General features: G+C 65.4%; 27 protein-coding genes and 1 pseudogene. 24 read left to right on the forward strand and 4 right to left on the reverse strand.

Annotated features, from left to right (window positions below; translation table 11 throughout):
• Positions 1 to 14 precede the first annotated feature (14 nt).
• The 4 genes from MUH00_RS11740 to MUH00_RS11755 all read left to right on the forward strand — a co-directional run bounded on the left by MUH00_RS11740 (position 15) and on the right by MUH00_RS11755 (position 2,654).
• Positions 15 to 344: a hypothetical protein gene (locus MUH00_RS11740; protein WP_246998741.1), complete on the forward strand. Its 330-nt coding sequence runs from the start codon at positions 15 to 17 to the stop codon at positions 342 to 344.
• 2 nt (positions 345 to 346) lie between these two features.
• Positions 347 to 1,390, forward strand: a complete 1,044-nt coding sequence (locus MUH00_RS11745) for an ATP-binding cassette domain-containing protein (RefSeq protein WP_246998743.1) — start codon at positions 347 to 349, stop codon at positions 1,388 to 1,390.
• Positions 1,387 to 2,289 carry an ABC transporter permease gene (locus MUH00_RS11750; RefSeq protein WP_246998745.1) on the forward strand — a complete coding sequence of 301 codons (903 nt, stop codon included), beginning with the start codon at positions 1,387 to 1,389 and terminating at the stop codon, positions 2,287 to 2,289. The genes MUH00_RS11745 and MUH00_RS11750 overlap by 4 nt, the downstream gene beginning before the upstream one ends.
• Positions 2,290 to 2,504: 215 nt before the next feature.
• The gene (locus tag MUH00_RS11755; RefSeq protein WP_246998747.1) at positions 2,505 to 2,654 is read left to right on the forward strand and encodes a hypothetical protein; all 150 of its coding nucleotides are present in this window, start codon (positions 2,505 to 2,507) and stop codon (positions 2,652 to 2,654) included.
• Positions 2,655 to 3,081: 427 nt separating this feature from the next.
• On the opposite strand, the gene MUH00_RS11760 is transcribed toward MUH00_RS11755, so the two are convergent.
• The gene (locus tag MUH00_RS11760; protein ID WP_246998749.1) at positions 3,082 to 4,017 is read right to left on the reverse strand and encodes a GNAT family N-acetyltransferase; all 936 of its coding nucleotides are present in this window, start codon (positions 4,015 to 4,017) and stop codon (positions 3,082 to 3,084) included.
• 381 nt (positions 4,018 to 4,398) lie between these two features.
• Here MUH00_RS11760 and MUH00_RS11765 point away from each other — a divergent pair, with 381 nt between their 5' ends.
• From MUH00_RS11765 to MUH00_RS11820, 12 genes and pseudogenes are all read left to right on the forward strand, one after another.
• Positions 4,399 to 4,785 (forward strand): DUF7971 family protein, encoded by a 387-nt coding sequence (locus tag MUH00_RS11765; RefSeq protein ID WP_246998751.1) that lies wholly within the window; start codon positions 4,399 to 4,401, stop codon positions 4,783 to 4,785.
• A gap of 190 nt (positions 4,786 to 4,975) precedes the next feature.
• Complete coding sequence (locus tag MUH00_RS11770; protein WP_246998753.1) at positions 4,976 to 5,467, forward strand: hypothetical protein; 492 nt, start codon at positions 4,976 to 4,978, stop codon at positions 5,465 to 5,467.
• 177 nt (positions 5,468 to 5,644) lie between these two features.
• On the forward strand, positions 5,645 to 6,754 hold the full coding sequence (locus MUH00_RS11775; protein WP_246998755.1) for a glycosyltransferase: 1,110 nt from the start codon (positions 5,645 to 5,647) through the stop codon (positions 6,752 to 6,754).
• 96 nt (positions 6,755 to 6,850) lie between these two features.
• Positions 6,851 to 7,546: a YqjF family protein gene (locus tag MUH00_RS11780; RefSeq protein WP_246998757.1), complete on the forward strand. Its 696-nt coding sequence runs from the start codon at positions 6,851 to 6,853 to the stop codon at positions 7,544 to 7,546.
• A gap of 117 nt (positions 7,547 to 7,663) precedes the next feature.
• Positions 7,664 to 8,014: a hypothetical protein gene (locus MUH00_RS11785; RefSeq protein ID WP_246998759.1), complete on the forward strand. Its 351-nt coding sequence runs from the start codon at positions 7,664 to 7,666 to the stop codon at positions 8,012 to 8,014.
• A 103-nt stretch (positions 8,015 to 8,117) separates the two neighbouring features.
• The gene (locus MUH00_RS11790; protein ID WP_246998761.1) at positions 8,118 to 8,408 is read left to right on the forward strand and encodes a ubiquitin-like small modifier protein 1; all 291 of its coding nucleotides are present in this window, start codon (positions 8,118 to 8,120) and stop codon (positions 8,406 to 8,408) included.
• A 137-nt stretch (positions 8,409 to 8,545) separates the two neighbouring features.
• Positions 8,546 to 9,346 (forward strand): AzlC family ABC transporter permease, encoded by an 801-nt coding sequence (locus MUH00_RS11795; RefSeq protein WP_246998763.1) that lies wholly within the window; start codon positions 8,546 to 8,548, stop codon positions 9,344 to 9,346.
• On the forward strand, positions 9,336 to 9,656 hold the full coding sequence (locus MUH00_RS11800; protein WP_246998765.1) for an AzlD family protein: 321 nt from the start codon (positions 9,336 to 9,338) through the stop codon (positions 9,654 to 9,656). The genes MUH00_RS11795 and MUH00_RS11800 overlap by 11 nt, the downstream gene beginning before the upstream one ends.
• A gap of 355 nt (positions 9,657 to 10,011) precedes the next feature.
• On the forward strand, positions 10,012 to 10,278 hold the full coding sequence (locus tag MUH00_RS11805; protein ID WP_246998767.1) for a MoaD-like domain-containing protein: 267 nt from the start codon (positions 10,012 to 10,014) through the stop codon (positions 10,276 to 10,278).
• Positions 10,278 to 10,652 (forward strand): DUF8048 family protein, encoded by a 375-nt coding sequence (locus MUH00_RS11810; RefSeq protein WP_246998769.1) that lies wholly within the window; start codon positions 10,278 to 10,280, stop codon positions 10,650 to 10,652. The genes MUH00_RS11805 and MUH00_RS11810 overlap by 1 nt, the downstream gene beginning before the upstream one ends.
• 297 nt (positions 10,653 to 10,949) lie before the next feature.
• Positions 10,950 to 11,129 (forward strand): annotated as a pseudogene (locus MUH00_RS23090) (helix-turn-helix transcriptional regulator); the annotation flags it as partial.
• Between the two features lie 117 nt (positions 11,130 to 11,246).
• Complete coding sequence (locus MUH00_RS11820) at positions 11,247 to 12,110, forward strand: DUF8054 domain-containing protein (RefSeq protein ID WP_246998771.1); 864 nt, start codon at positions 11,247 to 11,249, stop codon at positions 12,108 to 12,110.
• Positions 12,111 to 12,152: 42 nt separating this feature from the next.
• On the opposite strand, the gene MUH00_RS11825 is transcribed toward MUH00_RS11820, so the two are convergent.
• Positions 12,153 to 12,491, reverse strand: a complete 339-nt coding sequence (locus MUH00_RS11825; RefSeq protein ID WP_246998773.1) for a cupin domain-containing protein — start codon at positions 12,489 to 12,491, stop codon at positions 12,153 to 12,155.
• 144 nt (positions 12,492 to 12,635) lie between these two features.
• Here MUH00_RS11825 and MUH00_RS11830 point away from each other — a divergent pair, with 144 nt between their 5' ends.
• The 5 genes from MUH00_RS11830 to MUH00_RS11850 are packed head-to-tail and all read left to right on the forward strand — an operon-like array spanning position 12,636 to position 16,248.
• Positions 12,636 to 13,529 (forward strand): ABC transporter substrate-binding protein, encoded by an 894-nt coding sequence (locus tag MUH00_RS11830; protein WP_246998775.1) that lies wholly within the window; start codon positions 12,636 to 12,638, stop codon positions 13,527 to 13,529.
• Between the two features lie 12 nt (positions 13,530 to 13,541).
• A complete protein-coding gene (locus MUH00_RS11835) occupies positions 13,542 to 14,537 on the forward strand; it encodes an ABC transporter substrate-binding protein (RefSeq protein ID WP_246998778.1) in 996 nt (331 codons plus the stop codon).
• Positions 14,534 to 15,556, forward strand: coding sequence for an ABC transporter substrate-binding protein (locus MUH00_RS11840; protein ID WP_246998780.1), 1,023 nt, complete (start codon positions 14,534 to 14,536; stop codon positions 15,554 to 15,556). Before MUH00_RS11835 ends, MUH00_RS11840 begins: the two co-directional genes overlap by 4 nt.
• Positions 15,557 to 15,563: 7 nt before the next feature.
• Positions 15,564 to 15,992 (forward strand): VOC family protein, encoded by a 429-nt coding sequence (locus MUH00_RS11845; RefSeq protein WP_246998782.1) that lies wholly within the window; start codon positions 15,564 to 15,566, stop codon positions 15,990 to 15,992.
• 55 nt (positions 15,993 to 16,047) lie between these two features.
• On the forward strand, positions 16,048 to 16,248 hold the full coding sequence (locus MUH00_RS11850) for a hypothetical protein (protein WP_246998783.1): 201 nt from the start codon (positions 16,048 to 16,050) through the stop codon (positions 16,246 to 16,248).
• A gap of 35 nt (positions 16,249 to 16,283) precedes the next feature.
• Here the strand turns inward: MUH00_RS11850 and fdhF are convergent, their stop codons facing one another.
• Positions 16,284 to 18,422 carry a formate dehydrogenase subunit alpha gene (gene fdhF, locus MUH00_RS11855; RefSeq protein WP_246998784.1) on the reverse strand — a complete coding sequence of 713 codons (2,139 nt, stop codon included), beginning with the start codon at positions 18,420 to 18,422 and terminating at the stop codon, positions 16,284 to 16,286.
• Between the two features lie 203 nt (positions 18,423 to 18,625).
• Here fdhF and MUH00_RS11860 point away from each other — a divergent pair, with 203 nt between their 5' ends.
• Positions 18,626 to 19,183: a hypothetical protein gene (locus MUH00_RS11860; RefSeq protein WP_246998785.1), complete on the forward strand. Its 558-nt coding sequence runs from the start codon at positions 18,626 to 18,628 to the stop codon at positions 19,181 to 19,183.
• 63 nt (positions 19,184 to 19,246) lie between these two features.
• Here MUH00_RS11860 and MUH00_RS11865 read toward each other — a convergent pair whose 3' ends face one another.
• Positions 19,247 to 19,549 (reverse strand): amphi-Trp domain-containing protein, encoded by a 303-nt coding sequence (locus MUH00_RS11865; protein WP_246998786.1) that lies wholly within the window; start codon positions 19,547 to 19,549, stop codon positions 19,247 to 19,249.
• A 114-nt stretch (positions 19,550 to 19,663) separates the two neighbouring features.
• On the opposite strand from MUH00_RS11865, the gene MUH00_RS11870 reads away from it, so the two are divergent.
• Together MUH00_RS11870 and nadE are read left to right on the forward strand one after the other, a co-directional pair.
• Positions 19,664 to 19,960: an ArsR/SmtB family transcription factor gene (locus MUH00_RS11870; protein ID WP_246998787.1), complete on the forward strand. Its 297-nt coding sequence runs from the start codon at positions 19,664 to 19,666 to the stop codon at positions 19,958 to 19,960.
• A 112-nt stretch (positions 19,961 to 20,072) separates the two neighbouring features.
• Positions 20,073 to 21,710, forward strand: a complete 1,638-nt coding sequence (nadE, locus tag MUH00_RS11875) for an NAD(+) synthase (RefSeq protein WP_246998788.1) — start codon at positions 20,073 to 20,075, stop codon at positions 21,708 to 21,710.
• Positions 21,711 to 21,763: the final 53 nt, after the last annotated feature.

Raw genomic sequence — 21,763 nt, forward strand, 5'->3', positions numbered from 1 at the left:
CTACGGACCGTATCATGCACGCGAGTGAGAATGGTGGACTTATAAACATCACGCTCATGAGCGGAGTAATCCTGGAGGGGAAACGGCGTCTCTCTCCCTCCGTGAGACAGAAAATGCAGACGCGAGAGATCAACAAAAGATGCACCGATGCTCCGACAGGAGTTACTGGACGACTGGCAGATGATACACTCGTGACTGGCAGCGATCCAGCCGGATCGTACGAAGAGCAGCGAGTTAGCTCTCCCCTGCTGTGGACGACGACTCCGACGGGATTTCTCGCGGTCAGTGATGTCGAGATAACGAACGAAGTGCTAGAGAACGGCGAAGGGGAGGAGGAAGTGTGACCGTGCCTATCGCACCAACCGAGACACAGGAGACGTCCTCGACGGCGATCGTAGCGCGGAACCTCGAACTCACGTACTCGGACGGCACCCGGGCGGTGCGTGGCATCGACCTCGACGTCCCGAAGGGCGAGTTCTTCGGGTTTTTAGGGCCGAACGGGGCGGGGAAGACCACCGCGATCAAGACGTTCGTGACGTTGCTACAGCCCACTGCCGGGTCGGTGACCGTCAACGGCTTCGATGTTATTGACGACTCCCGCGCTGTCCGCTCGTCGATCGGCTATATGGCCCAAGAGACGAGCGTGGACGAGGAACTCACCGCCCGCGAGAACATCCAGTACGCGTGTGAAACGTACGGCGTTCCCCGAAGCGAGCGCGCCGAGCGGATCGACGACCTGTTAGATCTCGTCGATCTCGCGGACGTCGCCGACAAGCAGCCTGGAGAGTTCTCCGGTGGGATGAAAAAGCGCCTCGACGTTGCGACCGCGCTGGTTCACCAGCCACCGCTCGTGTTCCTCGACGAACCCACGACTGGGTTAGATCCGAGAGCCAGAAACCGCCTGTGGGAGCACTTCCGTGAAATCAACGAGCAAGGGACGACGATGTTTCTCACGACCCAATACCTGGAAGAGGCTGACGAGCTCTGCGACCGTCTCTCGGTGATTCAAAACGGACAACTCATCGCCACTGATTCACCGAACGCGCTCAAATCGCAGGTCGGCGGCGACGTCCTCGATATTACGCTCGAAGATCCGACTGCCGAGACGCGTAACCGAGCCCAGGGCGTAGCACGTAACTCGGGGCTGTTCGAGAACGACATCATCGAACGCACCGACGAGGGCATCGCTATCACGTCCGAACACGCACGCCAAGCCGGGACCGACCTCTTGGTCGCACTGCGAGATGCTGGCTTCACGGTCACCGGATTCGACGTTCGGTCGCCGACCCTCGACGACGTCTTCCTCGCCATCACTGGCGAAACAGCGAGCGAAGAGACGGCCGACGAAGACCAGCCGGGTGACACCGTCCAGACGGAGGTGGGTCGATGAGTACGACCGAAACGGAGCGGGTAGCCGAACACCGGGCGGCTGGCAACAGTTTTCCTGTCGATGTCTGGATCACGCTCAAACGCTGGCTTCGGAAAACCGTCCGTAACGCGTCCGTGGTGTTCGAGGCACTGTTAACGCCCTTTATATTTCTGATATTATTCACGCAGGTGTTCGGGCAGATTGCCGAAGGGCCAATCCAAGAATTGATTGGAGCGGATGTTACCTATATCACCTTCCTCACGCCAGCCATCGTCATCCTCTCAGCCATGACGGTAGCCATCCACTCTGGATTGGGGTTGATCGACGACATGGAGAGTGGCATGTTCGAAAAAATACTCGTCTCACCGACCCACCGTGGGGCGATGTTTCTTGGAAAAGCCCTCTCTGATGTGATCCGAATTATCATTGAAACGGCGATGATTCTCGTGCTCGGATACCTCATCTTGTGGATCGATTCCGGCGGCTCGGTCGAGACCTACATCCAAACAGGACTGGGAGGCGTACTCGGAGTTTTCGCCATCGCCATCGTGTTTTCGCTGTGGTTTGTAGCCTTCTCAAACATCGCTGCGCTCGTGACGAAGAATGCTACATCGACCGCGATGTGGGCGTATATGTTGCAGTTTCCTTTGCTGTTCGCTTCGAGTGCATTCGTCCCGGTCAGCGCCCTGCCGGAGTGGATGCAGGTAGTGGCGACGGTCAACCCGGTCACGTACGGTGTCGATGCCGTCCGTGCGCTGATGCTCGGCCAGGATGTCCTCACGGTGATCGATGTGACGGCGTTCTCCGGTATCTGGAATACCATTGTGCCAGCGGTAGTAGTGCTTGGTGTGTTTGACCTCGTGTTTGGTGGGATCGTCGTCGTCTTGTTGCGACGCGTGGCGAGTTCACGAGTTAGCTAACTGATTCACTAGATGGCGCTCGTCGGACCGTCCCCCCGTTGTTTGCTGTTGAATCCGATGGGACAAATGATGATATCAACGAATTCGTCTCAGCGGTCACGACTATTGTGCAGTCGTGGTGCGAGCACACGACCGTCTATGCTGACATCGAGACACTGGTCCGTCAGCTACCGATAGATCAGTGTACGTTCGCGCCGTACTCGGGGACGTACCCGATGACGATCCTGGTCCGAGTGTTTCTCCTCGAAAAACTCAACGGCTGGGACGACACTGCACTCCACGACTACCTATACGTGAATCCGTCGCTTCGTCGGGATCTCGGCTCCGAGACGTTCCCGGCTCAATCGGCGTTCTGGCGAGCATAGAACCACCGCTTCAGCCACGAACTGCGTGATGCCGTCCAGAAGTGTGCTGACAGTAATCGGTTCTTCAATTTTGCGTAATTGAGCACCTCAAGTGCTGTCCGTCCTGGTTTCGTATCCGTACTTTATACTCTGATGCGTGGTTGGGTAGAAACGGAGATAGTACTGTATGTTTGCATTCGCCACGGAAATTCATCCAGATACGAAGAAGCTTGAACTCCTCGTAGAATCATTTTCTGAGGCATTAACAGAGAGCCCACCGATGGTCACAGTTTGTTCCCACATTCTTTAATTTTCACCCGGAAATCGGGTTTAGAACCCCGACCGCCCCTGACGATCGCGGTGAAGCCTGCGTGAAACAGGTCTGAAACACCTCATCCTCCGAAACTGTGTTGCGCCGATTCTGCGATTTGATATCGTGATATGTGATTTATCGCACGGCAGTCGCTGCCGAGCGCCGACGCCGATAGGCCAGGCGCTCGACTCGCTCGTCTCGAACCGACGGCGAGCGCCTCGAACGGCGCGATCCGCTATCGATCGAAGGCCTTGCGCATCTCAACGACAGGTCCCTCGCGTCGTGGAACTCAAGCGAGTGTTCGGCCACGCGATCGTAACCGTGCGCCTCGTAGAACGCCACGGCGTTGCGGGACGCCCACAGTCCGAGCACCTCGACACTTTCTCGCCGGGCGTGGGCTTCGAGTTCGTCGTGAGTGCGCGATCCGACGCCGCGGCGGGTGATCGACGGATGGACGTAGATAGCGGTAATCTCTCCCCGGATCGGGCGCTGAAAGTAGTCGTCCGCGTCAGGTTTCATCCAGCCGAAGCCCACGATCCGATCGTCGCGTTCCGCGACGACGAAGTACGTTCCATCGGATTCGATCGGATACCGCTCCAGGTCGTGGTCGTGCGCCCACGCTGCGACCTGTTCGTCGATGTAGTCCGTCCCCGCGACCCCTCGATTGATGCGAGATGAACGTTTCGGACGCCGCGAGCGTCGGCGGAGACTGCCGTCCGTATACCGAGATCCATATCGTCGGATTCCGGTACGAACGCCAAATATATTCGCACGCCTACAGGAACTGGTCGCGCGTTCGACTGGGGTCGCGGACGACCCGGGTCGACAGTCGAAGCTGCGAAGTACCGAAGGGGCGTCCTCAGCTCGCGAACCCCACTTGAGGGTCTCGAGATCGGAGTTCTCGATCGGACCGATCGCCGTCGTTTCGGAACGCTTCGGTGAGTCGAGGACGTCGACCGCGCGGGAGTCGGCGCGCGACGCCGCGTGGCGGTGTCGGTACCGGCGTGCAGCGATCGCTCCTTCCTGTTGCACTGGCGGGTCGAGAGTCAATCGGAATTTCGCCGACCGCACTCCGGTTGCTTCCGTCGATCGCGAACGATCACGTTCGCGAGCCCTCGCCGACTGGATTCGTACGGCCGTCGAAGTGAGTTCGGGGTCGGACGCGAGCGACTCGCGCGCAGCGCGTCGCTCGCCGAACTGCGAGCGAGAGCGGCTGTACGCGACGGATCCGTTCGGCGATTTCGACTCGATCTGCGGAGTAACGCACAGAATACATCGTATAGCGCTATACGAAATCCCGTGTGGCTCACCGTTGCGAGAACCAACCGGATTCGCGCTCGCTGTGCTGCGAGGGCAGACGATCTGGTACTGCAGGAATCGAGTCGGCGGATCCGCGACGGCGGGTATCGAACGGCCTGAGGTTTCTTGCCGGCGGGGTCCGTACGCGATCGTATGGACGAGATTTCTCTCGGCGTGCCGGAACCGCTGCTCGATCGCCTGCCCGACGACGACGCGGTCGCCGGCCCGGACATGCAGCAGGCGGTCGCGGGGTGGGAGAGACGACTGAACCAGGCGATCGAGGAAGCCGACGACGAGCGCGAGGCGGCAGGGATCGTGCTCGACGCGATCGATCGGTTCGAGGACCGCCACGAAACCTACGACGACCTGGTCCCGGAGCTGCGCGCGTGGGGACAGTCGCCGATCTACGCGATCGCGTGGCGGACGCTGTACGCCGACGTGATCGCCCAGCTCTACGAGCACGACGACCTCGCCGACCACCTCGATCGGGAGCGCAACCAGCGACTGGTCGAGGACGGCATTCGTCTGCGGGATCTCTAATGGATCGTCCGTCCCGCCGAACTGGTCGGTTTCCTCGAGCGTCCGCCTCGGCCGCGGGAGTCCGCGAATTCGCGACACGGTGACCCTCTCCGCGCGCGAATCAGCGAACGTGAACGTTTGTTGTCGAGTACGCTGCGTGTGAACAGGCACAAGCCACAAGGGCTTTGACCGCGTGCTCGATAGCCGTACTGTGGCAGCGATTGACGGACGACCGGACGACGATCGAAACCGGTCGCAGACGATCGATTTGACGACGCGCATTCGGCGTCGCGTTCTCCCGACGCTCCACCGAGTCAAGGAACCGCTCGGTGGGTTCGCACAGTGTATCCAGCACCCCGACGAGTACGTCGGCACGGCCCACTACGGCCTCGATGAGTTTCGAGCGCAGCTTCAGGAGATGGCGTTCGAACCGGAACCGATCGCGTCCCTGAAAGTACACGAGGACGGCCGGCTCTCCGCCGGGAGCTGGGTCCGACGGAAGTCGCCGATCGCGACGTGGCAGTTGCACGTGGCGCTGTTCGAAAACGGCGGCGACGCGGTCGACGTGTTTGCCCACCGCGAGTACTCGTGGCTCCGCCACCCGCTCAAACACTACCGGGGCGACGGCTGGGATACGGCTACTGGCGTCAAACAGATGCGGTCGCTCCTCTCCGCACACGACATCGCGTTTCGAATCGACTGACACGCGTCGTGGCGGTCCGGACCGATCGAATCGCACCGCGGCAATCGGATCGGTGCGGCGACCGGATCAGCGGGACAACCGGATCGATCGGCTGGACGAGTTCGCGCGCGTCAGCCGGCCGGCGTCGACGTATCGGTTTCACAACCAATTTGGTTCGCGACGAGAAACCGCCGAACGATGGCCAACACGGCGACAGTCACCGCGTTCACGGACCTATATCTGCCGACGGTCAACGGCGTCACGTACACGGTATCCCTCTGGCGCAAGCGGTGGCCCCGATGTCGGGAGTCGATGGACGTTGTTTTCCCCGAGATGGACGGCTACGAACCCGGTGACGGGGAGTACGCGCTCCCGAGCGTGCGAGCGCCGCTGTACCCGCAGTACCGGCTCGGACTCCCAGCGATCCCCGACGATCTCGAACCCTCGGACGTCGTCCACCTCCATACGCCGTTTACCGTCGGGATCGCCGGGCTGCGCTTCGCCCACGAGTACGACGTTCCCGTCGTCGCCTCCTACCACACGCTGCTGGCCGATCGCGCGGACCAGCACGTCCCCGACTCGCTGGTCGGCGGCCTCAAGTGGATCTGCCGGGGCTACGAGCGATCGTTCTTCGAGCGCGTCGACCACGTGATCGCCCCGACGTCGTTCGCGCGCCAGCACCTGGTCGATAACGTCGACGTTGACGTCAACGCGACCGTCGTCTCGAACGGCATCGACACCGAGTTCTTCCGCCCGATGGACACGACGGCGTTTCGACACCGGTACGATATCCCTTCGGGGCCGCTGCTCGGCTACACGGGCCGACACAGCGAGGAGAAGAACCTGCGGGAGGCGATCGACGTCGTCGACGGAACCGACTGTGCGCTCGTTCTGGGCGGCGACGGCCCCGATCGCGAGGCCCTCGAGGCGTACGCCGCGAACGCGAACGCAGACGTTTGCTTTCTCGGTTTCCTCGAGCGCGAGGAACTCCCCGAGTTCTACTCGGCGCTCGACGTCTTCGTCTTCCCCAGTCCGGTCGAGACGCAGGGGTTGGTGGCGCTCGAGGCGACCGCCTGCGGGACGCCCGTCGTCGCCGTGGACGCGGGCGCGCTCACGGACAGCGTCATCGAGGGCGAGACGGGCTACCGGTATGAATCCGGCGACCTGGCGGAGTTCCGCTGGGCGATCCACCGGGCGCTCGCGGAGAACGATCGACTCTCGGATCTCTGCCGGCGCCGTCGGGCGATGCTCTCGGTCGAGCACTCGCTCGAACAGGTGGCTGGGGTCTACGACTCGCTGCAGTCCTGACCGCTCGGGGCGGCAGCGGATTCTCACCGGTCGGAATCGCCGATCGCGACTCGCCGAAAACGGGAACGTTTTCGTCTCCGCCGACAGGTTTTGCGTATGGTCCTCCCGCTGGAGATGGGGTGGCGACACCTGTTGTTCGAGAACTGGCCGATCGACGCGTCCCTCCTCGACGCCCACGTTCCCGATCGACTCGCCGTCGACGAACACGACGGGACGGGCTGGCTCTCGGCGGTCCCGTTCACCAACGTCGCCGTTCGGCCGCGTGGACTTCCGATCGGTCTCGGCGTCGCACTACCCGAACTCAACCTGCGGACGTACGTCACCTGCGACGGCGAGCCGGGGGTCTACTTCTTCAGCCTCGACGCCCAGGGGATCGCGAGCGTGATCGGCGCTCGCGCGTTCCACCACCTGCCGTACTACTACGCTCGCATCTCGCTCGAGTGGGACGACGGCCGGGTTCGGTTCTCGAGTCGGCGCCGTCATCCCGGCGATCGCCCCGCGCGCTACGAGGCCAGCTACTGGCCGACCGGAGAGCCATTCTCTGCGCCCGAGGATCCGCTGGCCCGGTTTCTCGTCGAACGTTACCGGTTCTACACGGAGGCGCCGGACGGTACCCTTCGGACCACGACCGTCGACCACAACCCGTGGACGCTCTACCCGGCCGATGCCGTCGTCGAGACGAATACGCTGCTCGCGGCCAACGGCTTCCGACGGCCGGACCAGGAGCCGATCCGCTACTACAGTCCCGGACTGGACGTGATCGCCTCGCGAAGCGATCGGTGGACGGGCTGAGTCTGACCGAGGGCGCGATCGGACCCGATCGGGATATCGGTCGGATTGCTGACGGGTAGACCCGAGACACGTTCACGCAGCCCAAGGGTTCAAATCCCAGCATTGGGTACAGGGGGCATGGAGTTTGCCGTGTCTCGCGAGGGAACGACGCTCGTGACGCTGCACGAGGGGACCGACACGACCGCCTGCAACGCCGCCGCCGCGGAACTGACTGCGAATCTCGAATCGCTCGCGGCCGAGGGGACGATCGCGAACTGGGCGATCGACGACGCGACGGTGTACGAGCACCCGACGGCGCCGTTCGATCCGTACACGATCGCGGTCGCGTTCACCGTGACCGTCGTCGTCGACGCCGACGATCCCGCCGCCGCGACGGAGATCGGCGCGAGCGCGATCGACGACGCCCTCGAGCGCGCGGACGTTGACGCCGTCTCCTACACGTCCTCGCCGGCGGCGTCGGCCCCCTGAGCGCGGATCCCGGCCGGCGCCCGCTCTCGATCCGCGAATCGCCCCTGGCGAACGCTTCCCGCCGATCGCCCGGACTTATGTCGCCGCGGGACGAGAACCGAATATGGAGATCGAACTTCGGTTCTTCGCCACCTTTCGTGAGGCGGTCGGCACGAAAGAGCGAACGCGTACGGTCGACGACGACGCGACCGTCGGCGACGTTCTCGCGGGCCTCGAAGCGGAGTACGACGGCCTCGACGGACGGTTGCTCGCGGAGGACGGCGACGCGATCCGCCCGCAGCTAAACGTCCTCAAGAACGGGCGAAACGTGGTTCACATGGCGGGTCCGGCGACCGACCTGGACGACGGCGACGTGGTGTCGGTGTTCCCGCCGGTCGCCGGCGGGGCGGCGTAACCGATCGATTCTCGCGGTCGTCTTCTTCGGTCCGTCGGATCGTCGGACGGACGCGACGCTCCCCGTCGCGCCGGTCTCGACGACCGGGTGTTCCCCTTTCGAGATCGCTTTACGCGTCGCGCTTCGAGGAGGATGCAATGCGATCGGAGTCCCGGACGGGCGACGAGGCCGCACGACTATCGACCGCGACGAGTCGGGAGGCAGGGCCGTCGGACGAGACGGACGGCGAGCGAGCGGCAGGTCCGGACCGCGCCCCCGTCCCGTTCGATCGGCGGGGGGTCCGCGCCGGCTTCCTCACGTGCGTCCCGATCGCGCTCGGCGTCGGCGGCTACGGCATCGCGTTCGGCGTGCTCGCCACTCAAGCCGGCCTGAGCGTCGCAGAGGCGGCGATGATGAGCGCGCTCGTCCTGGCCGGCGCGTCGCAGATCGTCGCCGTCGAACTCTGGGCGGACCCGATCCCGATCGCGGCGATCGTCGCGACGACGTTCGCGATCAACCTCCGGTACTCGCTGATGGGCGCGGCGTTGCAGCCGTGGTTCCGCCACCTCTCGGCGGGACGGCGCTACGGGAGCCTCCTGCTCATGGCCGACGAGAACTGGGCGCTGACGATGCGCGACTTCAAGGCGGGCAACCGCCGCGGCGCGTTCCTGCTGGGCAGCGGGATCGCGATCTGGATCTTCTGGGTCGGCGCGACGATCGTCGGCGCGCTCTTCGGCGGGACTGTCGGCGATCCCGCGGCGTACGGCTTCGACTTCATCCTCGCGGCCGTTTTCGTCGCGCTCGCGGCCGAACTCTGGGAGGGCCGATCGACGCTCGTCCCGTGGCTCGTCGCGCTCGGAACGGCCGTTCTCGCGGCGGACCTCCTCCCCGGCCGGTGGTACATCCTGCTCGGCGGCCTCGTCGCCGCCAGCGTCGAGGTGATCCGGTATGATCCATGAGGGCGCTCTCGCGCTCGATCCCCTCGTCGTCGCCGTGATACTCGCGATGGCCGGCGTGACGGCAGTGACGAAGGTGGGCGGACTGTGGCTCCTGAGCCGGATCGAGGTGAGCGATCGGCTGGAAGCCGGCCTCTCGGTGTTGCCCGGCGCGATCGTGATCGCCATCCTCGGCCCGGAACTGGCAGCCGGTGGCCCGGCCGAGTGGGGTGCCGCCGGTCTCGTCGTCCTGGTGATGTGGCGAACCGAGAATATCCTGCTCGCGCTGTGTGCCGGCGTCGGCGCGGTCGTGCTGTTCAGAGCGATCGGCTGACCTATTTCGGAGTCTGCGTGGTGAGCGCTGACGCGATCGAGAACACCACGAAAGCCCCTGACACGCTCGACCACCTGGGTGGTCGAGCGTGTCAGCCCTTTCAGTCCCACCCGTTTCGGCTGACCGGGATGCCATCGCGGGTGGGACTGAAAGGGGCTGGCGCTGCCGGCGAACCCGGGCGACACAAGGACCGCAGCCGAACGGAGTGAGGCGAGGACCGCAGCGAGCCTGGGAGTCGGCAGCGCCAGGGGCTTTCGTAGTGTCCCCATCGATCGAAGATACCGTACAGTAGTTCCAGAACGGGACTCCGTGCCGTCGAACGCGATTTTATCAGGCTGGCGATCGAAGCCGCGGTATGGAACGGCGAACGCGTATCGAGCGCTCTTTTCGCGGCATCTCCGAACGCCTCGCGATCCGCTATCTGACGAATCTGGGCGGCGAGCGCGTCGACAACGGCGCGGTCGAGGGCGACGACTGGTCGGCGACCCTCTCCTCCGAGCAGGTCGGGATCGGCCCCTCGCTGACGCTGACCGAAGTGACGGTCGTCTTCGAGGGCGACGAGGAGACGCTCGAACCGCTCGTCGATCGGTTCGCCCAGAAGGCGATGCGCGCGGGTGGCTGATGGCCGGCGAGCCGATCGAGGGGCAGGTGCTTCTGCTCACGGCCGCGAAGTCGAGCGTGCAGCCGGCGCGGCTGCCCGATCTCGTCGACCTCGTACAGGAGCGGCTGACGGCGGACCGGGAGCGGTATCGCCGCGAGTACGAGCGCGTCTACGAGGGCGAGGCGTTCGAGGCGTTCTTCGTCGACCGGAACCACTGGGAGCAACTCGGCGACGATCTCGGGTTCAGCGATCGCGAGCGGTCGGCAGTCCGCCGCGCGCACGAGGAACAGCTGCTTCGGGTCGGTCGGCGCGCCGATCGCGAGGACGAGTTCGAGACGGCCCTCGAAATCCGTGATCCGCTGTTGATCGGGCGGGACGACGCCGATCGAGAGTAGCGGCCGACTCGTCGTCCGCTCGGGCTTTCGGGGGGAACGAACCGGCGACGAGCGATCGAACTGCGTTTTCGCGGTCGTCCGTGGGATGCACTTCGTCCGGGTAGCGGAGCACGAAGAGGAGGACGGACCCGTCCTCGCCGCGCGAAAAGAGAATTCTGATCAACGCGATCGTCTTCGATTCGTTTTTCCGGATAACGTCGGAAGAGGGCGTCAGGACCGTCTATATCGCGGCCGGACTCGTCTCGCTGGGTATCGGGTACGTCGTCGTGAGGTACGGAGATCCGCTGGGCGGATAGCATGGAGAACACGATCAAGGTCCACCGTGCGATGAAGGACGTGACCCAAGAAGAACTCGCGCGAGAGATCGGCGTAACCCGACAGACGATCAGCGCGCTCGAGCGAGGGCGGTACAATCCGTCTCTCGAACTCGCCTATCGGTCGGCCGATTACTTCGAGTGCTCCGTGGAGGAGTTGTTCCCCGAGAGTAGCGTCCGTCGATCGACGGTCGCTATCGGTCGACCCCGAACGGGCCGTTCGATACCATCGGTCGTGCTTTTTTCAGCGCGGGCGGCGTATCTCCCGCAGTGATCGCCAGTGATCGACGCGTCGGATGTGCTCGCGCGGTTCGCACGGCCCGAGTACACCGGTGAGAACCGCTGTTCGCCGTGTACCGCGGTGAACGTCGCGATCGCGATCGGCCTCGCGATCGGCCTCGGCGTCGTCGGCTCCGCCCCCGTCGGCGCGCTCGCGTTCGCCGTTTTCCTGGCAATCATCTACCTCCGCGGCTATCTGATTCCCGGCACCCCCGCGCTCACCCGTCGGTACTTCCCGGCGTCCGTCCTGTCCTGGTTCGGTAAGGCTCCCGAACGAGGCTGGGAGCGACCGACGATCGAGACGGCCGACTTCGAGGACGCCGTCGCCGCGCTTTCGACCGCCGACGTGGTGATCCGGGAGGCGGGCGACGTTCGGCTGACGGTCGAGTTTCGAGCGCGATGGCGCGATCGGCTCGATCGCGAGACGAACCCGACCGACGACGTCGCCGCGCCCGACGCGGACGCGATCGCGGCCGCGTTCGACGCCGACACCGTCGATCGACGCGGGGACGCGACCGTCGAGTTCGACGGCGATCGGCTGGTCCGGTGGGAGTCGGACGCGGCGCTCGCCGCGGACGTCGCCGCCGATCGCGAACTCCGCGACGAACTCGACGGCTGGGCCGCGCTCGATCCGGACGATCGCCGCGACGTGCTCGCGGGACTGCGGCTCCTCAGGGAGCGCTGTCCCGCATGCGACGGCCGACTCGACGCTCGCGTCGAGCGCCTCGAACACTGCTGTCGACGCCCGAAGATCGCCATCGACGTCGCGTGCGAGGCGTGCGGGCGATCGATCGTCTCGCTGGCCGTTCCCGAGTCGAGTCCCGTCCTCGAGTGGGTGCCGGACCGTGCGGTATCCGACGCGTAACGGTCGGCGAGCGTCGACTCGTGCCGAACGCGGTCGGTCAACTCACTCCCGCCAGTCCGGTTCGGTTCGCGGCGGCGCGAGAACTCCGAGGCCGATCGCAGGTTCGTCGCCCCGGTTTTCCGCGCCGTGGCGCTGCCCGCTCGGAAACCTGTAGGCGTCGCCTTCCTCGAGGCGTACTTCCTGCCCGTCGACGATCGCCGTCAGCGCCCCCCGCAGCACGTAGCCGATCTGTTCGTGCTCGTGGCTGTGAGTCGGGAGGGTGGCCCCCGGCTCGATCCGCCAGTACTTCATGCTCGCCCGATCGCCCGTCGAGAGGTCGCCCAGGTAGACCCCGGTCGTGACTTCTTCGAGTTCGGCGTCGGCCGCCCGGACGTGATCCATGGAACCAACCACCACGGTATGGGAACACGATGATCCGGTACGTGAATCTTATCCCGTCCGGCGATGACAGTGTCCGGGACCGACGTCTCGTATAAACGTTTCCTAGAAACGTTTTATGGCACCACTTCCCGTCAGCAGCATCGTATGTCACTTAGTGACACGCTACGGGTGTTTCACCTTCCGTTCTCGTTCATGCTGCCGCAGCGAGTCGCAGCGCGGCGGGGGTACTTCGCGGACCAGGGGCTCGACGTCGAGTTGATCGAGCGCGATCGGCGGCGCGTCGACTGGAAGTACGTTCCGGGGGACGAGACCCTGACCGGAGACGCGGACGTCGACCTCTACCCGGTCTGCAAGTGGGAGAGCCTCAAGCGGACCTGGTCGCTCGATGACGGGCGGATCGTCGCCCACGGCGCGTTCGCCGACCTGCCGTACGCGCTGTACGTCCGACCGGAGACGTCGATCGAGGAACCGAGCGATCTCGCGAACGTTCCCGTCGCGGTGAACCGCAGAACCGGCCAGGAGTACACGGCGATCCGGGCGCTCGAGGAGCACCTCGACCCCGGCGAGATCGAACTCGTTCACCAGGGAATGCCGACCGATCGGCTGCGGGCTCTCCGCGGGGGGACGGTCGACGCCGCAACGCTGCTCGATCCGCACAGCGCGCTCGCGGACCACCTCGGCTTCCGGCGGATACTCGAGTTCGAGAACCACGTCGGCGTCGTCGGGACCGAGGATCTCGACGACGACGCGCTGGCGGCGTTCATGCGAGCGTACGGCCGCGCCGTCGAGGAGATCAACGAGAACCCGTCGGCGTTCCGCGCGCAGTACCTCGAGATGCTCGAAGCCGATCTCGAGGTCGCGCCCGATCTCTTCGACGACGTCGATCTGGCCGCGATCCGCGAGTCGGTCACCGTCCCGCGGTACGAGGTTCCCGAACTCGCCGACCCCGATGACCTGGCCGCCCACCTCGAGTGGATGAAAGACCGGGACCTGATCGACGAGCGGGCGGAGATCGGCGCGATCGTCGCACCCCACTAATCCACGAGAACCATGGATATCGACACCCAACAGGCGGCGCTGGACGAACTCCACGACGACCCCGGCGACCTGCCGGTGATGCGCGCCCGGTTCGAGCACAACGGCAGCCCGCGGTATCTGCTGTACGCGATCAAGCGATTCGGCTTCGATCGCGACCACGGCTTCCACCTCGACGTGGAACTCGTCTCGGACGAACTCGAGGACGGCAAGGAGACGGTCGAGGCCAAACTTCACGGCGGGGACGCGGACCTGATCGATATCGACTACATCTCGACGGCACGCGAGCGGGCCGGCGGCGCGCCGATCGTCGCCGTCCACCCCTACGGGCGGACCGTCGGCGGCCTCGTCGTCCCCGAGGCGTCGCCGATCGAGGGGCTTTCGGACCTTCGGAACTGCCGCATCGGCGTGGTCCGTCGACTGGACAAGAACTGGATCCTGACGCGGGCCGCGTGCCGGGAGTACCACGACTTCGATCCAGAGGACGAGGCGACGTCGGTCGAGTCGGGATCGAAGGTCCAACTCACGCGCATGCTGCGCGACGGCGAGGTCGACGCCGCCCTCCAGTTCTGGCAGATCGTCCCCGAAATCGTCGAGACGGGCCCGTACCGCGAGGCGCTCCCGGTGGCCGACCTCGTGCAACGTCTCTCGGGCGCCGACCGGACGCTGCCGATCTCGACGTTCCTCACGAGCGAGCGGTACCTGACGGCGAATCCTCGAGCCGTCCGCGGGTTCAGAGGCGCGTACGCCGACGCGGTCGATCGGCTGCGCCGTGACGACGATCTCTGGGCGGAACTCGCCGATCGAATGATGTACGAGGACGACCCCGCCGTCGTTCGCGGAATCCGCGACGGGTGGCGGGAGATGGTCGTCACCGACTGGGACCGGGAGACGATCGCGGCGATGGGGCGGCTGTTCGATCACCTGCTCGAGGTCGCCGGCGCGGAGGCGCTCGGCGTCGATCGCATTCCCGAGGACACGTTCCGGCTGGAGGTGCCGCCGTCGCAATGACGTCCGAACGGTCCGCCGACGCCGCGACCGCCGACGAACGAGCAGCGACCGAACCGACGGCCGTCGACTTCCAGCTCAACTGGGAGCCGAACGGGTTCCAGGCGCCGTACTTCCTCGCCCGCGAGCGGGGTTTCTACGGGGACGAGGGCCTCGACGTGCGGTTCGTCGAGGGCCACGGCTCGCCGTTCGCCGCGGAACGGGCCGCGAAGGGGCGAGCCGAGTTCGCGCTTGCGGGTGCGAGCGCCGTCCTCTCGGTTCAGAGCCGCGGCCTCGATCCGCTCGCCGTCGCCGCCGTGACGGGGAAGACGCCGGCGGCGATCTACACCCTTCGGGACGTCTTCGGCGAACCGCTCGAGCGTCCGGCCCAACTGGTCGGTCGGACGATCGCCCCCTCGGCGACCAAGACCCGAATCCTGACGGCCCAGTTGCTCGAGGACGAGGGCATCCGCGACGAGGTCGAGTTGCTCGGCGTCGACGACCACACCCACCACCGCGTCCAGCACAAACTCCTCGATGGCGAGGTCGACGCCGCCGTCGGCGTCGTCACGAACGGCTACGAACTCGAGCGCGAACACGATCGGACCGCCGACGAACTGCCGATCGGGAACCACCTCGACGTCTACGGCATGACGATCGTCTCCAGTCCCGAGTTCGCCCGAGAGAATCCGGAGACGGTCCGCGCGTTCCTTCGCGCGACGGCCCGCGGGTGGGCGACGGCGACGCGCGATCCCGAGGCGGCGATCGACGTCCTCGTCGAGCGCAACGCCACGCTCGAGCGACGACGCCCCGTCGAGCGACGGAAGTTCGAGACGGCCGCGACGGACCTCCAGTTCACCGACGCCGTCCGCCGGCGAGGGTGGGGCACCCACGACGGCGACCGGTGGCGCACGCTCGGGCGCACGCTTTCCGAGACCGACCTGCTGGAGGGAGACGTCGACCCGAAAGCTGTGTGGACGAACGACTTCGTCGACAGGGACGCCGAAGTCATCCGGGACTACGCCGGACGGGTGGAGGTCTGAGCGGATCATGGACGCCGTCGATCACGTCAACGTCGACGTCGACGACCTCGAGACCTGCTACGCGTTCTACCGCGACGTCCTCGATCTCGAGGTACTGCGGGATCCGTCGGACTTCCAGGGCGCCCACGCGATGTTCCGGGTCGGCGAGACCGTCGTCACGCTCGTCGAAACCGGGCGCGCCGATCGGTGGGACGAACGCGGTCTCGATCACCCGCTCGACAAAGCCCACCTCGCGTTCGAGACCGATCGAGACGCCTACGAGTCGCTGATGGCCGACTTAAACGACCAGTTTCCGAAGCAAGGCCCCTACGACTGGGGCGAATTCGAGGGGTTCTACTTCCTGGATCCGAGCGGCAACTTGCTCGAAGTCGTCACGTACGAGGCGCCCGCGGGCGACCGCGATCGATCGCTGCTCACCCACGACGACGTCGAGTGACGGCTGCGAATTCAGGCCGTCGCCTTATCTCAACTGGCTGGATAGGAGTGACGCTATGGTCGGGTTTGGTGTACGCTTCTCGATACTGGCTGGTGGCGCGACCACGGTCGCGATCGTGACGGTGTTGATCGCGAGCGGAACGGTAGCACTCGGGACGGGCGAGCGGTGGGTCTCGAACGCCCTCCTCGGCGTCGCCCTGTTCGCGCTGGCACTGCTCGTCGCGATGTGGTACGAGCCCGCGGAAACCGATGAGTGACCCGACGAGGTGGCGATCAGTCGTCGACCGCTCGGTCAGTCGTCCGCCGCTGACCGTGAGTCGCCGGCGGGTTCGATGCCGACCTCGATCTCTGCGGCCGCGGCCTTGTACTCGGGGATCTTCGCCCGCTCGTCGAGCACGTCGTTCGTGAGCCGGTTGGCCGACGCGGCGGCGAAGTGCGGCGTGGTCCAGACGACGCCCTCCTTGGTGTCCTCGGTGACTTGCGCCTCGACGGTGATCTCGCCGCGGCGGGACGTGAGGACCACCTTCTCGCCGTCTTCGATCCCGTAGCGCGCCGCGTCGTTCGGGTGCACGTCGACGAAGTTCTCCGGGGTCTGTCTATTGAGCGTCGGCGATCGGCGGCTCATCGTCCCCGTGTTGTAGTGCTCCTCGAGACGCGCGGTTGTGAGGATCAGCGGGTACTCGTCGTCGGGCGTCTCGTCCGGCGGAGTGTGGCGGACGCCCTCGATGTGGCCCAGGCCGCTTTCCGTGTCGAACTCCGCTTCGTAGAGGAACAGGTCCCCCTCGTCGCCGGGTTCGTAGCAGGGCCAGTGGACGCCCTCCTCGCCGAGGATGTCGTAGGTCATCCCGTGGTAGATCGGACAGACCTGCCGCAGTTCCTCGAAGACTTCTTCGGGGCCGTCGAAGTCGAACTCCTCGGCGCCGAAGAGCCGAGTCCCGATCTCCGAGAGGATCTCGAGGTCGTGTTTCGTATTCTCGTGGACCTTATCGACCCCGCGCATCCGCTGGACGCGTCGATCGGTGTTGGTGACGGTGCCGTCGCGCTCGGCCCAGGTCGTCGCCGGCAGGATCACGTCGGCGTACTTCGCGGTCTCGGTCATGAAGATATCCTGGACTACCATGAACTCGAGGCGCTGGATCCGTTCGGCGACGCGGTTGGCGTCGGGTTCGGACATGACGGGGTTCTCGCCCATCACGTACAGCCCGTGGACGGACTCGCCGAACTCGTGGGAGAGCTCGACGTTCGTGAGCCCCGGCTCGTCGGGAACGTCGAAGCCCCACTCCGCTTCGACGGCCGTGCGAGCATCGTCGTCGTCGACCAGCTGGTAGCCCGGCAGGACGTTCGGCATCGCGCCGACGTCGCAGGTTCCCTGGACGTTGTTCTGGCCGCGCAGCGGGTTGACGCCGGTGCCGGGACGGCCGAGATTCCCCGTGATCAGCGCCAGGTTGATCTCGTTTTGCACGTTGTCGACGCCGCAGGCGTGCTGGCTCATCCCCATCCCGGTGAAGATGGCTGCGTTGTCCGCCGTCGCGTACTTTTCCGCGGCGAGTTCGATCTCCTCGAGATCGAGGCCGCACTCCTCCGCGGCGGCCTTCTTATCGAAGTCCCGAAGCGTCCGTTTCAGGTGTTCGAACCCCTCAGTGCGCTCCTCGATGAACTCCTCGTCGATCCAGTCCGCGTCGGGGTTCTCCTCGTGTCTCTCGAGGATCGTCTTGATGACGACGTTCAGCAGCGGGATGTCGGTCCCCGGATTCAACTGGAGGTGCTGGTGCCGATCGGTGTCGTCGATCTGGAACGATCGGGTCGTCTTGTTCGCGTGGGGGTCGACCTGGATGACGGTCGCGCCCTCGAGCACCGCCTGCCGGAAGTACTGGCTGTTGGCGATCGGGTGCTGTTCGCCCGGGTTCGCCCCCTGGATCCAGAAGACGTCGGCCTCCTCGCGGAGGTCCTGCATGCTGTTGGTCATCGCGCCCGCGCCCAGGCTCGTCCGCAGCGCCCAGACCGTCGAGGCGTGGCACATCCGCGTGCAGTTGTCGACGTTGTTGGTGCCGTACCGGCGGGCGAGTTTCTGGAGGAGGTAGTTCTCCTCGTTCATCGTCTTCGAGGAGCCGAAAAAGCCCGTCGCGTCGGGGCCGTACTCCTCGCGGATCCGCTCGAGTTCGCCGACGATGCGATCGTAGGCCTCTTCCCAGGTCGCCTCGCGGAACTCGCCGTCTTCCTTGATTAGGGGCTCGGTGAGGCGGTCTTCGTGGTCGACGACCTCCGTCGCCGCGCCGCCTTTGATGCAGATCCGCCCCTCGTTGACCGGCGCGTCGCCCCACGGCATAAACTGTACGTCGCCCGGTTCCTCGCCCTGCTGGATCTGGATGCCGCACCCGACCCCGCAGTACGGACAGATCGTCTTGACCGGATCGCGCTTGTCACTGGACATTGTTCTGATTTACTAGGTGTGTTACCGCGGCCGACTGACACCTGTACCGTCTTCCTCCACGTGTATGAGTCTTTCTAGCACGCGCCCTCCCGAACTGATGCGAGTTCCCGGCGCGACGTGCGAGACGGGTCGCCGAACGGAGTGACGTCGGCGGTTTATCGCAGGGAAACGCTCACGCCCCGTCACCGCGAAGGACACGAACGATGGGGCTGACTCGATCGATCGTCACCGAAAAAGCCGCTGACTATCGAGCAGAAGAGCCGCTGTACCCCGTCGAGCAGGAGCAGATCGAAACCCTCCCGAAGGCCTTCGCGGCGGGCGAGTTCGGTTGGCGAGACGCCGAGTGGGTCGTCCAGTGGCACTACCGGCGGTTTCTCGGCGCGGTGCCGAACGACGAGCGTCGGGAACGCGAGAAGCGGTTCGGTCGGAACGACTTCACGGACGTCCGAGACGCGATCGTCGCGGTCGCGGGCGCGCCGGACCCGGCCGATCGGCTCGATCGGCTGACGGCTCTCGAGGGGGTCGACGTGCCGGTCGGCTCGGCGTTCCTGCAGTTTTCCGATCCCGAGGCGTGTCTCGCGGTCGGCGAGCGGGAGTGGTCGGCGCTTTGCGAGCACGGAGAACTGGCCGACCCCTATCCCGATCCGCCGTCGATCGCGGCCTACGAGTCGTACCTCGACGCCTGCCGATCGGCGTGCGGTCGCCTCGATTGCGACGCGTGGACGCTGTACCGGGCGCTCTGGCGGCTCTGGAAGGACTGAGAATCCCGTGTAACCGGCACCGGTCGATCGCGGCGTCGGCCGCCATCGGACGGCGCGCCGGCACTACCGAACCGACAATCCCGATCCGTCGCGCGACTCGGTGAACTCGACCTCGACCTCGAGTTCGCGCTCGCGCTGGCTCGTGAACTCGATCTCGACCTCGATCGGATCGCGGTACTCGAAGGGGATTTCCCACTCGTCGCCCGCGATCGTCACCGACGTATCGGCCTCGATCTGATCGGCGAGATCACGGAGGAAGGCGGCCGTTTCCTGCCGGGAGAGGTACACCTCCCGTTCGAAGAAGCCGTCGGTGATCGTCCGGCGGTCGCGATCGCGGTCCTCCGGGAGCGTAACTCGATCGGACATGCCACTCGGTAGCACGCGTACGAGCATAAACCTGGACCAACGTTCGTCGAATCCTGTATGTACGGGGTCCGTACCTGCGAAATCCTTCTTGCGCCGGGCGCCCACTGTGTGCACATGTCACTGATCGAGGTGCTAGGGAACGGGACGCGGCTCGAAATCCTTCGTGAACTCTCCCGCGGGCCGCGGTACGTCTCCGAACTCGCGGAGTCGACGGGGATGGACGGCGCGACCGCGGTTCACCACCTCTCGACGCTCGAGGACGCCGACCTCGTCGAGTGGTACATGCGCGGCAACCGCAAGTACTACCGACTCACCAGGTCCCTCGAGTTGCGGATCGCGCCGCCGCCGGAGCGGACGTTCCTCCTCCAGGCCGATCCGATCGACGGAAGCGGCGACTCGGGAGAGTCGTGAGCGGGCGCTCGAGGCAGCCCGTCTCGGTGGATCGGACTAGTTATTTAAGGTATATGAGTTTGGTCGGGACAAATGTTTAACTAACTCTCTGATATTGCCCTGAACGTCATCGATGATCGAGAATAAGGAGACGTTCATCTATTCGGAGCAGGATCGTACCGGCCGGCCGTTCCTCACGGACGAGAGAGCGCTCGATGAAATCCGGGCGCGAATTTGCGCCGGCGTTCGATCGCTCGTCGCCGACGCGAACGCGGACGGCGTCGTCGTGGCGATGAGCGGCGGGATCGACTCGACCGTGACGGCGGCGCTGGCGGTCGAGGCGCTCGGCGTCGATCGCGTGCTCGGCCTCGGTCTCCCGTGTCACAAGGCCGAGCAGGCCGACGTGAGCGACGCTCGAACGATCGCCGCGGGATTGGGGATCGAGTTCGAAGAACTGCAGTTACGCCCGGTTTTCGAGGCGTTTCGGCGGACGATCGTCGACGAACTCGGGACCGAGGCGTCCGGGAACGAACGAGTGCGATCGGCGGGGGCGCCGATCGAGGTCGGGAACGCGGTCGCGCGATTGCGAATGTGCTGTGCGTACTACGCGGCGAACAGCCGATCCCGACTGGTACTCGGAACTGCGAACCGATCGGAGCTGTTGCTCGGCTACTTCACGAAGTACGGGGACGGCGCCACCGACGCGTATCCGATCGGCGACCTGTACAAGGCCGAGGTTCGCGCGCTCGCCAACCACCTCGGGATTCCCCGTCGGATCGTTCACAAGGAGCCGACCGCGGGATTCTGGGCCGACCAGACCGACGCCGACGAACTGGGGACGGCGGAGGGGATCTTCGCCGGCATCGGAAACGCCGGCGCGGGGCTGGGCGCGTACTTCACTTTGCCGCGGATCTTCGGCGAGGGGTACGTCGGGCCCCTGTTCGACGCGAACTGGCGAGCGGCGTTCTTCTACACGGGCGTCCTCGCGATCGTCCTCGGCGTCGTGTACGTCGTCTTCGGCGACGCCGCAAAGAGCGCCGAAAAGCGGGAGTCGACGAAAGCCGGCGTGAGCTTCGAACGGTGGTGTTACATCGCCACCCGTTACGGCGCGGTCGTGCTCTCGGTGGCCTACGTCATGTCGTTCGGCCTCGAACTCGCGATGAACGGCTGGCTGGGAACCTACTATCGCGAGGCGTTCGGCCAGGGCGACATCGTCGTCGCGGCCACGTTCGCCGCGACGTTCTCCGTCGCGGCCGGATTCCTCCGTCCGATCGGCGGCTACGTCAGCGATCTCGTCGCGCGGAAGGAGCGGAACCTCCTCCCGTGGTTCGAGGGCCGCTATCGCGAGCAGTGGACCTTCGCGACGCTCGTGTTCGTCGTGCTCGCCATGCTCGGGATGACGGCCGCCGGGATGACCGGCAACGTCTACGCCGCCGTCGTCGCCGGGTTCCTCGTCGGCACGGGGTGTGCATTCGCCGAGGGCGCGATCTTCGCCCAGGTTCCCGCGATGTTCCCGAACGATTCGGGCGCGGTCGCCGGCGTCGTCGGCGGCATCGGCTCTTCCGGCGGGTCGATCTACCCGCTGCTCTTCGCCGCACCGTTTCTGCCGACCCTCCACGCGGGATACGCGGTCGTCGCGGTCACGATGATCCCGATCCTGGCGGTGAGCGCCTGGGTGTTCCAACCCGACGTGGCCGAGGAGGCCACCACCGGCGGATGGCTCGTCGACGAACCGACGGGTCAGACGGCGACCGCCGTCGCGGACGATTAGCCGGCCCCGTCGACGAGTCGGCCGGCGATCGGTCCGGCTACTCGTCGACGGAG

Origin of the sequence: Halosolutus gelatinilyticus, assembly GCF_023028105.1 — an archaeon.
Classification (GTDB): domain Archaea; phylum Halobacteriota; class Halobacteria; order Halobacteriales; family Natrialbaceae; genus Halosolutus; species Halosolutus gelatinilyticus.